This is a genomic window from Prevotella sp. E9-3 (genome assembly GCF_022024015.1).
In the GTDB taxonomy this organism is placed as follows: Bacteria; Bacteroidota; Bacteroidia; order Bacteroidales; family Bacteroidaceae; genus Prevotella.
The window spans coordinates 1,970,629-1,983,528 of the sequence record NZ_CP091786.1 but is presented as its reverse complement, the minus strand read 5'-3'; the positions used below and the strand labels follow the sequence as shown (position 1 = coordinate 1,983,528).

The window sequence follows — 12,900 nt, the reverse complement described above, 5'->3', positions numbered from 1 at the left end:
TACTTCGAACCTAAAATGATCATGAACTATAGACGCATCATTCTTTTTTTTCAAGAAGATTTGTGGAGAATTGATTCCGACCAACTTCCGGCTTATAAGCGCGTGTTTTTCGAGATTGTGAAAATCCTGTTTCTTGCCATTCGCTTTTTTACCACTAAGAGAGTACTGAATCAAGCCTCTGCGCTCACCTATTCCACATTGTTGGCTATCGTTCCTATTATGGCTGTGGTGTTTGCCATAGCGCGTGGGTTTGGCTATAATAAATATATAGAGGTGTGGTTCCGTGATGCTTTAGGATCTCAACCGCAGGCAGCCGAGGTGATTATTGGTTTTGTAAATAGTTATCTTGTTCATACCAAGAGTGGTATCTTCCTTGGTGTAGGTTTGGTCTTTATGCTTTACACGGTATTGATGCTTGTAAGCAATGTCGAAACCACTTTTAATGAGATATGGCAGGTAAAGAAGCAGCGTAGCATATTTCGTACTTTTACCGACTATCTGGCCATGTTTTTCATGTTCCCCATTCTGATTGTGCTTTCTTCAGGTCTAAGTATCTATATGGTAACGCTGACATCGTCTCTTTCTGATTTTATGTTGTTGGGACCTGTATTAAGATTCTTCATCAAAGTGTCACCATATCTGCTGATGACTGCTTTGTTCATTGCTCTATATGTATTTATGCCGAATACGCATGTTAGGATGAAAAACGCCATTGTGCCAGGCATCCTTTCGGGTATTGCGATGCAATGGTTGCAGTTCTTCTACATCAACTCCCAGATATGGATGACCAGTTACAATGCCATTTACGGATCGTTTGCTGCGCTTCCGTTGTTCATGCTATGGATTCAGATTTCCTGGACCATATGTTTGTTTGGTGCAGAACTGTCATACATCAGTCAGAACCTTGACTATTACGATTACGATACTAAGACCAGCGATATCAGTCATCGTTATCGCCTCATGCTTTCCATCATGCTGATGGCCCATATTTGCAAACGGTTCGAAGAAGGGAAGAAACCATATACCATTGAGGAATTAAGAGAAAAAACCAATATTCCTATTCGTATTGTAAACGATCTCACATTCAAGCTTGTAGAGGCTTCAATGATTATCGAAATATCATCTGACGAGAAAGGTGAACAGTCACGTTACATTCCTGCCGAAAACTTGTCTAATTTAAGTGTTGGAACTCTCGTTGACCGCATTGAAGCTCAAGGGAAATGGAAAATCGATTTGCCGGTTGGAGAACTACTTTCGGCCGATTGGAAACGAGTGCTTGAGCTACGAGGCAATTACCTGAAGTCTCTCAAAGACGTGAAACTTGAATCCTTGGCCTAGATTATTCTCTCTTAGTTAAAGAAATTCCAGGAGACACCTATTTTCATCACTTGGTGGTTTAATGAATAATGGGGCACAAGGAAAGTACTGCGATTAAAGTTCTTGTAGGCCACATCATGCATCATCACAAAGAAACGTGCGTGTTTCAGATGAAGATTGGCATATACGTCAATAATGGGGAAATTTCCTAATTCAATTCTGCTGTTGCTGTTCTCCTGTACTGCAAACTGATTGAGCTGTGGCAGATAATCTGGCGCATCGTATGATGTGAAGTAAGTGGCACTTCCACCCAGTTCAACAGTCAACACCTTTGAATAAACAAATTTTAAATAGAGGTTTGAAAACACGTTTAGCATTGGCAATGGCAGTATGGCCTTGTCGGATGTTGCCTGATAGGTCAGGATGTTATCCCAATGCAACGGTCCTAAAGCCAATTTCTGATCCATCTGTGCCGTCAGTACATGCAGTACCTCAGAGGCCTGATGAATGCCAGCGGTCATATTTGTTAAATCCGATGTCGTACGATCGTAACTGATGCCAAAATAGGTGTAGTTCTGAACCTCCTCAATGGCTACACGTAGCGCAGTATTTGTCTTTTCGTATGAGAAGAGTCCTTCTACACGCATGCGATGGGTCTTTTCCAGTGATTTGTCCCACCAGAAATGTTTTGAATGGTAGTGGCGCTCATAGAACGTTGGGTTCAGACGGTACAGATATGCTTTTGCTGCCAGATGAACAGAATCACCCCAAATAGCAAAGTTTAGGTCGGTAGAGAAGTCCAGTTTCAATTGTCCGAGGTCTTCGCCTATTAACCACGTCTCTCCAGATAGGTTGTAGTGGAGAGTCTTGCCCTGTGTTTTTGCCAATCTACCACCAACGCTGACATTGTGTTCTGACCAACGCTCCATGTATCCCATTCCACCGGCATTAATCTGAGGCATGTCGAATTTGCGCAACTCGTGTGTGGCAAACACCTGAACACCGGCTTTTGCCCATTTGTTGAAACCTTCCAACAAGCCAATACCAACCGTATTGCGTATCATTTGATATTTAGTCTGGTCGTAGATTGAATCGCCGCCATAGCCTCTGTCCTGCAACTTGTTGTAGTATGTATTGGCGTAATAGTTGGCAGGCGTTTCGTAGGCCTGATAGATACGGTCATAGTTTTCAAAGTCAAAAGTGTGAATAAAACTAGTCACAGGCACAAACTCTTTTTTCATAAAGAGTAAGGTAGAATCAACGGGTGCTGCAGCCAGCAGACTATCGGCCATTGCTTTTGAGTCAACCTTAATGCGTGTGGTGTCGTTTGATATACTGTCGGTTTTTGCCAAAGCAACAGGTTCACTGCCCATAATCTTTGCATCAGCAGGACGACCCTTAGGCGTTTCAACCGTTTTGCTTTCATCGCGTCCTTTCGGCGAAAGTTTCTTCTTCTGTGATTCAGCTATTTGTCGTTCCTTGTCAGCTTTTTTCTTGGCTTCAATCTCCTCTTCCGTCATTGGAACATTCCGATAGAATCCGACATTATAGCGATGTGTCAGAAACAGATGATGCGAATCGTTGCGGTTCCAATTGGATGCCAGAATCACCGGAATCTCATTGTCGCTATACGACTCTGTGTACAATTCTGGATGCGTAATGTAGTCATCATTGGTTATTCCTCCATTCTCAGTGGCTTTCTGATGGCGTCGTGAATAAAGGAAATGCAATTGGTATTTATCGCCAAGATATGAACCGTAAAGCGTAGCTAGAAAGTGCGATATTGTCTGATTCTGGAAATAGCCACGTGCATAGTCGTAGTCAATGTCAAAGCCTATTCCAATGCGTTTCCCCGCATTTACTGCAAACTTGGCATCAATTCGGTCTTCACCGTTGGTCTTATCGCCACAACTGTTGTAGCTCAGATTAGTAATGGGCGATAGGGTGTTGGTGAAGTGAAACTGATCGGGACTTTTCTGTACCTGATCATAGAATTGAGTAAAGATAAACTGATCGGTCTGAGCACGATTGATGAATATTCGTGAGAGTCGCGATGTGTAGTTAGACCCCAAAGTGTTGTATTCACCATACTTTCCTGTACCCAGTGTTGCCTGTGGGTAAAGATGTGGTAGGGTGTCAACATCAGCTTTCAAGATGTTTCCTAATTTTCTGTCAACCGACCAAACATAAATGCCCTTTGGCACCGTTTTACTTTTCTTGGTAGTATCGTTGTTGTGTGGATTGAAAGAATTATTACCCTGTTCATCGAACTGGTTCATATTTCCATATTCATCCATTCCAGTCAGCGATTGTCCGCTAACGGAAAGAACTGTAAACAACAAGGTTGCAGATAGGAGTTTCTTCATCCGTTTGATTAAAATTTTATGATTCTCAGAGATAGTTCGGCAAATTTGAATATCGTACCTATGATGAGTACGTAGATACCCATATCTCTTGAACCATAGAACCACATGACAATGCCTACAACCGACATAATCAGGAATACGAGATTTAGTATCTGTCTAAGTTTGTAGAAACGGTCTGATTGACGATCATCATCGTTGTCAATTCCGTTGTCACGATGATGAAACCGGCGCCAAAGCTCGTTATTCGAAGCATCGTCTTTCTCAATATACATAGCTGTGGGTAATCCTCGTTAGTCAAAAAAAATGATAAGACTTTATTTGTTCAGCAGTTGTTCAATCTTTCCGAACAGATAGTCTTTGCGGTCAATGGTTTTACGACGGAACTTTCCACTCACACGTGCGGTCTTGGTCTTTTTCTTGTTCAGACCATAGCGGTCGTTAATCCATTCCTCAGCCTTATAGGTAGTGGCTTCGCGCTCTTCGTCGTAGATGTAATAAATACGAGTCATCTCAATTGTTGCCTCGCCATCCTTAATGTTTGCTATCAGATTGTAGAACAAGCGGGTACGATCCAGTACAAGGGGCTTGTTCTTGAATACCAGCCACTCTTGGTATGTTCCTACCAGTTGTTCAAAGTTTACAGTGTCTGTAAGAGTGATACGGCTCTGTTCCAACTGGTTTGATTCTTGGGTCATTTTGTTGAAATAGCCTGATAGCGCTTCGTATATTTGTTTCTTTGACTTGCCTGGTGCTTTGATTGTTTTTGAGAAAATTACTTTTCCGTCAACCTCAGGTACGGCACCTGCCAGATATTTTGGGTTGGCATTCTCTTTATACGGCTTTGTTTCGTCTGTCTGTTCCCAAGAGTTGTCTTGTGCTACAACCGTCAGGGGAAGGGTCAATAATAATGCTAAAAACAGTTGTTTCATGCGTCTATTAAAATTTCTAACATGGTGCAAAGGTACAATAAATTTCAAGAAAACATAGTTCTATTTCTAAAAAAAAACTTACCTTTGCATAAAATACTCAAAAAGTAAGATGAATACTCTCGATGAACAGCAACGTATAGCCCAGCTGCGCAAGGAACTGCACGAGCATAATTATCGCTATTACGTGCTTAATCAGCCAACCATTGATGATCAGCAATTTGACTTTTTAATGCATGAACTTCAGGACTTGGAAGCTCGTCATCCTGAGATGGCTGATCCTAATTCTCCTACTCAGCGTGTCGGTAGCGACTTGAATGGTGAATTTCAGCAAGTTACCCATCGTTATCCTATGCTTTCTTTAGCCAATACGTACAGCGAACAGGATGTTCGCGAATGGTATTCGAGTGTAAAGAAAGGACTGGCTGGTGAAGAGTTCGAGGTGTGTTGTGAGATGAAATATGATGGCTTGTCTATTTCCCTCACTTATGTTAACGGCCGGTTGACGCAAGCCGTAACCCGTGGTGATGGTGTTCATGGTGATGATGTAACTGCCAATGTGAAGACCATTCAGTCTATTCCTTTGGTATTGCCAGGTGAAGGTTATCCTGATGAGTTTGAAATCAGAGGCGAGATATTGATGCCTTGGAGCGTATTTGAACGATTGAACAAGGAGCGTGAGGCTGCCGAGGAACCACTTTTTGCCAATCCACGTAATGCTGCCAGCGGAACACTCAAAAGCCTCGATTCAAGAGTAGTGGCTTCACGCCAGTTAGATGCTTATCTTTATTATCTCCTTGGTAGTGAGCTGCCAGCTGATGGCCATTTCGAAAATTTGGAAGCAGCCCGTTCCTGGGGATTCAAAATCAGTGAGGGTATGCGCAAAGTGAAGTCGGTAGAAGAAATTCTCGATTTTATCAATTATTGGGATACCGAACGCAAGAACCTTCCCGTGGCTACTGACGGTATTGTGTTGAAAGTAAATAGTCTTCGCCAGCAGCGTGCTTTAGGCTTTACGGCAAAGAGTCCCCGTTGGGCCATAGCCTATAAGTTCAAGGCTGAGCGTGAATGTACCCGCCTGCTTGAGGTTACTTATCAAGTGGGGCGTACAGGAGCCGTTACTCCTGTTGCCAACATGGAGCCTGTTCAATTGGCCGGAACAACCGTGAAGCGCGCCACACTTAACAATGAAGACTTTATCCGCTCGTTCGACCTTCATATAGGAGATATGGTTTATGTGGAAAAGGGCGGTGAGATTATTCCCAAGATAGTTGGCGTGAATATTGATGAGCGCCCAATTATTGCCCAGCCTGTTCAGTTTATCCAACGTTGTCCTGAGTGTGGCTCCCGATTAGTACGCTACGAGGGAGAATCAGCATGGTATTGTCCTAATGATGCAGGTTGTCCTCCTCAGATAAAAGGCCGTATCGAGCATTTTATTGCCCGTAAGGCCATGAATATTGACTCCTTAGGGCCTGAGACTGTCGATGAATATTATCGTCGAGGGTTGGTGAAGAATGTTGCCGATTTGTACACCATAGATGTTCAGCAGATTAATGGCGACGGCAGTCGCACAAAGTCAGCGCAGCGCATTGTTAACGGTATTCAGAAGTCTCTTCAAGTACCTTTCGAGCGCGTAGTTTTTGCTTTAGGTATTCGATTCGTGGGTGAGACAACAGCCCGTCTTCTGGCTCGTCATTTCAAGAATATTGATGCCTTAATGAACGCAGGCTTACAGGAACTTGAGGAAGTAGAAGGAGTAGGCGAGGTGATGGCCAAGAGTATTATTGCCTATTTCCACAACGAAGAAAATCTAAGTATCGTTAATCGCTTGCGCAACTTCGGCCTTCAAATGGCTCTTAGTGAGGAACAGACTGCTGCTACCTCCGATAGACTTTCTGGAAAAAGCATCGTTATTAGTGGCGTTTTTGCTCATCATTCACGCGATGAATACAAACTGATCATCGAGCAGAATGGTGGTAAGAATGTTGGCTCTATCAGCGGCAAAACCTCTTTTATTCTTGCTGGCGATAATATGGGGCCTTCTAAACTTGAGAAAGCTCAGAAGCTTGGAGTAGCTATAATCAGTGAAGAAGAGTTTCTGAAAATGATTGAAGAGTAAACTGTTTATATATTTATCCATAACAGAGGATATTTTTTGATGAAGATAGTAATATCAGAAGAAATAAAGACTGTTTGTCCTGAGTTTGTTGGAGCTGCAGTAGAGGCTATGGTGGTCAATACACCCCATTCCGATAAACTATGGGACGAGATTCACCAGTGGGAAGAGCATTTCAGGGCTACACTCACCACAGATAGTCTGAAAGAAATTCCCAGTATAGCCGCTACACGAAGTGTTTACAAAAAATGCGGCAAAGATCCCTCACGCTATCGTCCTGCCAGCGAACAACTCATTCGTAGAATGCTTCAGGGAAAAGAGCTTTACGAAATTGACACCCTTGTCGATTTGGTGAATCTTGCCTCTATCGTCTATGGTTACAGCATCGGCGGTTTTGATGCTTCAAAGTTCGAAGGCGATACACTCACCTTAGGCGTCGGCCGTGAAGGCGAACCTTATGAAGGCATTGGCCGCGGCCTCATCAATATTGCAGGACTGCCCGTATATCGGGATGCCAAGGGTGGGGTGGGTACGCCTACCAGTGATAACGAACGCACCAAGATGACGCTCTCTACTCAGCATCTGGTGGTGCTTATTAATGGTTATGACGGCAACGAGGAACGCGTGCGTCAGAATGCAGAGTTTATTCAGAATTTGCTTCGTCAGTATGCGAATAGTGATGGAGGAGATTATTTTGTTTATAAAGTGTAAAACCGTATTTCAGATAGAATGACAAATAAGAACGTATGTATTGTGGCTGGTGCCCGTCCTAATTTTGTGAAGGTGGCACCGCTCATCAGGGCGATAGAAAAAACCGAAGGAGCACAGTATGAACTCGTCTATACAGGACGTGAGGACGATCCTACTCTCGAGTCTTCATTGTTCAATGACTTACAGATGCCCCGTCCTTCCGTATTCCTTGGTGTCGATAGCACCAGTCTGAACGAGATCACCAGTCGTGTGATGGCTGAATTCGATGCCTTCCTCGACCATCATCATACAGATGTAGTCATTGTGGTCGATGACCTCGCTTCCACTATGGCTGCCGCTATCGTGACAAAGAAGAAAGGTGTTCGTCTGGCTCATCTTGTGGCAGGTACTCGTTCATTTGATATTCAGATGCCAAAAGAAATCAACCGACTGGTCATTGACGCCCTTTCCGACTATCTGTTTACTGCCGGAGTGAAGAGCAATAGTGTTGCTTCCCGCGAACAAGGTGATACCTCTCAAACATACATGGTTGGCAATATCCTGATGGATACGCTGCGTTTCAATCTTCCACGCTTGCACCAGCCTGACCTACCTCTTCAGGAAGGACAATATCTTGTACTTACTCTTAATCGTAAGGCGCTATTGGCCGATAAGGAGTCGCTAAAGCCATTACTCGACACATTGGTTGAGGAGGCAGGTGATATGCCTGTTTATGCCCCCTTGCGCCCGTTGGCCAGGGAAGTCGTAGCTTCTCTCTGTCCTAAGATAAAGCTTATCGATCCGCTTTCCTATCTTGAGTTCGGTTGGCTTACCGCACATGCTAAGGGCGTGATTACCGATAGCGGTAACGTGGCTGAAGAGGCCACTTTCAATAGTGTTCCTTGTATCACCCTGAACAGCTATACCGAGCATCAGGAGACTATAAGCATTGGATCCAACGTGCTTGTTGATGGCGATGCTACCAAATTGGCCGACTCTCTTCGCCTGATGCTTTCAGGCAACTGGAAACATAGTGCCCTTCCTGACCGTTGGGATGGTAGGACGGCTGAGCGCATAGTACAGATATTATTGGGATAAAACGATATGGAAAAGACAAAGACCCCCTACATGGAATCGCTGCGCGACAAGATTCTCAACACGGCGATGACAGCATTTGCACAGCAAGGTATCAAAGCTGTGCGTATGGACGATATTGCCAAGGCGTTGAGTATCTCCAAACGTACCCTTTATGAAATCTATGATAACAAGGAGAAATTACTTTTCGAAGGTATCAAGAGGTATTATGAAGTCAAGAACGAAGAGTTCATAAAACTCTATACTGAGAGCAGTAATGTGATGGAAATCATCATGCATATCTACTGCATGAAGGTCGAAGAATTTCGTATTACCTCTCCTGCCTTTTATGCCGATTTGGATAAATACCCTTCGGTGGTCGAATTTCTCAATGCCAATCATGACAAGTCTCACGACCGCTTTATCGGTTTCCTTAAGCGTGGTGTCGATGAGGGCTATTTCAGAAGTGATACCAATCTGGAACTCATCGCCATCATGTTCAATTCCATTGGCGAATATATCATGAACCATCAGTTGTACCAGCGTTTCACCATGGAAGAGATGATCAACAATATCGTGTTGGTTTCACTTCGTGGGTTCTGTACCGAAGAGGGCGTTAAACTTCTCGATAAGCACTTCCGTAAGTAGTGTGATTTTTATTTATATGAAAGATAATCTACAAGAGATATTCCCTGTTGTTGACGAAGAAGGAAGTGTGATTGGTAAGGCTACACGCGGTGAATGCCACAATGGATCAAGATTGTTGCATCCGGTTGTTCATTTGCATGTGTTCAATTCTTCTGGTGATATATATCTGCAGAAACGTCCTGATTGGAAAGACATCCAGCCAGGTAAATGGGATACTGCCGTCGGTGGCCATATTGACTACGGTGAGACACCCGTTGAGGCTTTAAGGCGTGAGGTACGTGAGGAATTAGGCATCACCGATTTTGTTCCTACTTTTGTTGGCAAGTATGTGTTCGACAGTCAGCGCGAGCGTGAATTGGTGTATGTCAACAGTACCGTTTATGATGGTCCTGTGTGCCCTTCTGCAGAAGAATTGGATGGTGGCCGATTCTGGTCTATGGAGGAAATTCGTCAATCCATTGGACAGGGAGTGCTCACTCCAAACTTTGAACAGGAATTTCAGCGTTGCTTTGGGAGCCGTCTTGAAGCTTAATCAAACATGGCAATCAAGGTAACTTACAGACGTACAAGTCGATTGTCAATGCGCATCGTCAAGAATGGCGATGTGCATGTCTCAGCCCCCATTGGCCTATCCCGTGACAAAGTGCTGGCCTTCATCAATGAGCATAAAGACTGGATTGAGGAGGCAAGGAGAAAGACGCTCGATAAGCTCAATCAGCGGGCTGCGTTCTATAACAAACTGCCATTAAACACTCCTTTTCAGGCTAATGAGGCATTGAATCGTTTGAAGGCTTTGGTGGAGCCTATGATGGAACGTTATGCCAAGGAAATGGGCGTTCACCCGAGTGTCGTCTATTACAAACCTACCATTTCGCGCTGGGGACAGTGCAATATCAAAGAACGCAGCATTTGTATTTCTACCTACGTCCTATTGTTGCCAGAGTGGTGTGTCGAGCATGTTGTGGTTCATGAATTGTGTCATCTTCTGGAACCAAGTCACAATTCCCGATTTCATGCCCTGATGGACAAATATTTCCCCCGTTGGCGCGAGGCCCGCCGCGAAACGCGCAGGATTATGCATACTGCATCGGACGATGTAGCATGAAGTGGGCCGTCATCAGCTCTTACCTTTATTAATAATATAGATGCCGAGGGCGGCAAGTCCTCCGGCAAGCGCATATTTGGCGTAGAACGTCTCACCCAGACACAGACACGAAGTGATGGCACCAACCACAGGAATCAACGAATTGTAAATGGCCACTTTTCCTACAGGATTACAACTGAGCAACTTGTTGTAAAGGGCAAAGCCTATGGCCGAGATGGCAATGAGCAGTACCAAACAGACAATGCCGAGCAGGTTGATTTGAGGTAGTGAACCTCCAAAAGCCAAACCTGGGATAATAAGTAGCACCCCTCCTAAAGTAAGACTATACCCAGTTCCCACAAAGACATCTACACGCTTGCTCAGCCCACGAGTCATCAAGTTCGAACAGGCTCCACAGATAGCATTGAGAATGATCATACCGTCGCCCATCCAATGAAACTGTCCACTGTCCGAACCGCCCAAGTTCAAGGCCATGATACCGCCGAACCCTATGGCGCAACCAAGAATTTTCCTTGAGGTCAGCTTGTCACTCTTGAAAAAGGCGCAGGCCAGCAATACCACGAGGAAGGTACTCAACGAATTGAGAATGGCCGCCCGAGAGCCTTCGCTATGCGACATACCGATGTAGAAAAAGAAATAGTGTAGGGTAGTGTTCATCAGTGCAAAAGCCAGGATAAACCACCAGTTGCTCTTGGAGCTGACCTGAAATGAACGCCCATTAGTCTGGGCTACAGAGAGAACAATCAAACCTGCACACGCAAAGCGAATGCCTGCAAAGAGCATCTTGCTTCCCGTCATATCAGCAGTGATGCCAAAAGCGTTAAAGCCCACCTTGATTAGAGGAAAAGCCCATCCCCAGGCTATTGCTGCCGTCAGGGCAAATATAACCACCCATACCGGGCGTTGAAAAATTGAAGTTGTTGGTTGTTCCATCTGTGAATCTTATTCCCCTGCCAACATGAATATGTTGCGGTTGAGGGTGCAAAATTATATCTAAATCCTCAAATAAGGAATAATTCACCGATATGATTATTACTATTTAACTTACTCATGCAATGATATTATTTCTTTTATACTTATCCTGCCATCACATATCTGAAGACTTCGTTTTCCTGCAGTTCTGGGCGCTCAGTTACCTTGTGCACATAGTCACGAATCAAATGGCGCCAATCATTGGTCTTCATGCTGAGGGCTTGACTATCTACAGTGAAGTCACTGAACAGTCCACGAAGGTCATCTTCAGATGGGGTGCCAACAGCAGAGGATTCAATACTGCGAAAGACTACAGAAAGGGTTTCGTTCAGATTCTCATCCTTTTCGCAACGTGCCACCACATTTTGGAACAGCTGCGAGGGCTTGATGAAATAGCCTTTCTCCTCCACCATCTTCTGGCGGATATTCTCGGCCATCGCATCGTCGATTTTGGTATAATCGAAATCAGGCTGGCCTGCATCCGTCATTAGTTGATGGATATAGTCACAGATGTTTTCTGAGATAAAACGGTAGAAGATAGAGCCTAGCACATAAGCCTTAAACTCCCAGCCATCCACACTGCCACGCAGGTCGTTGGCTATCTTCCATATTGTCTTGTGCAGTTCTGCACGTTCTTGCATCGTTGCCATTGTTCTTGATATAGTTTTAGTGCACCAAAACTACATCTTCAGGCTTGCATACAGGTAAACACCAAAGACCTCAAAACACAAAAGAAGCGCGAAACATGGCTCTTCTCTTGTATCGTGAGGTCCTCGGATGTACCTGAAATGCTAAGATATAAGTCATGCTCGCGCTATATGCACGGGCATCCGCTGACTTACCCAAAGCATTTCATCGTTGAAATTTCCGAGGTTTCACGATACTCTGAATAAATAGCTGATGCTATTGTTTAACCCTCAAAAATCGTACCCCACCTTGCGCTCAGGGATTCGTGCCGAAGCACGTGCTGTTTACAGCAATCGGAAAATACTTGCTACAAAGATACAAACAATTTCTGAAACTGAACCATATTTCAGAAGAATTATTAGAGAGGTTAAAACTAAAAACCACTACGCGAAACGATTTTGCTGCTATGCTGCTGGTGGAAAAGAAGAAACTTTTTTTCACCATTAATTACATATTCATTCATTTTTGTTTTCGAAAATTTTGACAAATAAAAATCGCAAACTAGAACGGCGAGGCTACCCAAAGACGGCCTTTAGTGCAGTAAAAAGTCTATTATACCGCAACTGAATGCATCTTATACCGAAACGTACTGTCTATTATGCCGAAACCTAACTTCAATTGCATCATAACTGAATGTCTGTTGCAGTATAGGATGAATGCAGTTATGGTATAATAGAACTTCTATTGCAGCCTATATTTGGGATTATTGAATAAAAAATTGACGCTTTTTTGGCTGTAAATAATGTAATCTATTGATTCTTAATAGGTTGCAAAATTTTTGCAACTTGCTCATAATTCGCGTGTAGAAGTCCAAAGTAGGAGTTGGTGATTTTCGTGCGATTCTCACGAGAGTTCGTGACATAAATATGCATTTCAAAGATGCATAAATATTTGGAATGTGACAATTAAAGTTAAATGTAACGAAGATACGAGAATATTGGGGCGCTCCGCTTAAAATCTGCCGAAAAATCTGTTTTTAAAATTTTTTTTCTGTTT

General features: G+C 43.8%; 12 protein-coding genes. 7 read left to right on the top strand and 5 right to left on the bottom strand.

The window, feature by feature from the left end:
• Positions 1 to 21 precede the first annotated feature (21 nt).
• The gene (locus tag L6475_RS07285) at positions 22 to 1,338 is read left to right on the top strand and encodes a YihY/virulence factor BrkB family protein (protein WP_237818601.1); all 1,317 of its coding nucleotides are present in this window, start codon (positions 22 to 24) and stop codon (positions 1,336 to 1,338) included.
• A gap of 11 nt (positions 1,339 to 1,349) precedes the next feature.
• Here the strand turns inward: L6475_RS07285 and L6475_RS07280 are convergent, their stop codons facing one another.
• Genes L6475_RS07280 through L6475_RS07270 form a run of 3 tightly spaced genes read right to left on the bottom strand, consistent with a single transcriptional unit; the run spans position 1,350 to position 4,612 of the window.
• Positions 1,350 to 3,683, bottom strand: coding sequence for a putative porin (locus L6475_RS07280; RefSeq protein ID WP_237818599.1), 2,334 nt, complete (start codon positions 3,681 to 3,683; stop codon positions 1,350 to 1,352).
• An 8-nt stretch (positions 3,684 to 3,691) separates the two neighbouring features.
• Positions 3,692 to 3,955: a hypothetical protein gene (locus L6475_RS07275; RefSeq protein WP_237818597.1), complete on the bottom strand. Its 264-nt coding sequence runs from the start codon at positions 3,953 to 3,955 to the stop codon at positions 3,692 to 3,694.
• Between the two features lie 42 nt (positions 3,956 to 3,997).
• On the bottom strand, positions 3,998 to 4,612 hold the full coding sequence (locus tag L6475_RS07270; protein ID WP_237818595.1) for a DUF4468 domain-containing protein: 615 nt from the start codon (positions 4,610 to 4,612) through the stop codon (positions 3,998 to 4,000).
• 109 nt (positions 4,613 to 4,721) lie between these two features.
• On the opposite strand from L6475_RS07270, the gene ligA reads away from it, so the two are divergent.
• The 6 genes from ligA to L6475_RS07240 are packed head-to-tail and all read left to right on the top strand — an operon-like array spanning position 4,722 to position 10,245.
• Positions 4,722 to 6,731 carry an NAD-dependent DNA ligase LigA gene (gene ligA, locus L6475_RS07265; RefSeq protein ID WP_237818593.1) on the top strand — a complete coding sequence of 670 codons (2,010 nt, stop codon included), beginning with the start codon at positions 4,722 to 4,724 and terminating at the stop codon, positions 6,729 to 6,731.
• Between the two features lie 39 nt (positions 6,732 to 6,770).
• Positions 6,771 to 7,439, top strand: coding sequence for a B3/4 domain-containing protein (locus L6475_RS07260; protein WP_237818591.1), 669 nt, complete (start codon positions 6,771 to 6,773; stop codon positions 7,437 to 7,439).
• 18 nt (positions 7,440 to 7,457) lie between these two features.
• Positions 7,458 to 8,516 carry a UDP-N-acetyl glucosamine 2-epimerase gene (locus L6475_RS07255; protein ID WP_237818589.1) on the top strand — a complete coding sequence of 353 codons (1,059 nt, stop codon included), beginning with the start codon at positions 7,458 to 7,460 and terminating at the stop codon, positions 8,514 to 8,516.
• Positions 8,517 to 8,522: 6 nt separating this feature from the next.
• Positions 8,523 to 9,140: a TetR/AcrR family transcriptional regulator gene (locus L6475_RS07250; protein WP_237818587.1), complete on the top strand. Its 618-nt coding sequence runs from the start codon at positions 8,523 to 8,525 to the stop codon at positions 9,138 to 9,140.
• A 16-nt stretch (positions 9,141 to 9,156) separates the two neighbouring features.
• Positions 9,157 to 9,672, top strand: coding sequence for an NUDIX domain-containing protein (locus tag L6475_RS07245; protein ID WP_237818585.1), 516 nt, complete (start codon positions 9,157 to 9,159; stop codon positions 9,670 to 9,672).
• A 6-nt stretch (positions 9,673 to 9,678) separates the two neighbouring features.
• Positions 9,679 to 10,245 carry a M48 family metallopeptidase gene (locus tag L6475_RS07240; RefSeq protein ID WP_237818583.1) on the top strand — a complete coding sequence of 189 codons (567 nt, stop codon included), beginning with the start codon at positions 9,679 to 9,681 and terminating at the stop codon, positions 10,243 to 10,245.
• A gap of 12 nt (positions 10,246 to 10,257) precedes the next feature.
• Here L6475_RS07240 and L6475_RS07235 read toward each other — a convergent pair whose 3' ends face one another.
• Both L6475_RS07235 and L6475_RS07230 read right to left on the bottom strand, forming a co-directional pair.
• On the bottom strand, positions 10,258 to 11,178 hold the full coding sequence (locus L6475_RS07235; RefSeq protein ID WP_237818581.1) for a DMT family transporter: 921 nt from the start codon (positions 11,176 to 11,178) through the stop codon (positions 10,258 to 10,260).
• A gap of 143 nt (positions 11,179 to 11,321) precedes the next feature.
• On the bottom strand, positions 11,322 to 11,867 hold the full coding sequence (locus tag L6475_RS07230; RefSeq protein ID WP_237818579.1) for a type I restriction-modification system subunit M N-terminal domain-containing protein: 546 nt from the start codon (positions 11,865 to 11,867) through the stop codon (positions 11,322 to 11,324).
• Between the last annotated feature and the right edge of the window lie 1,033 nt (positions 11,868 to 12,900).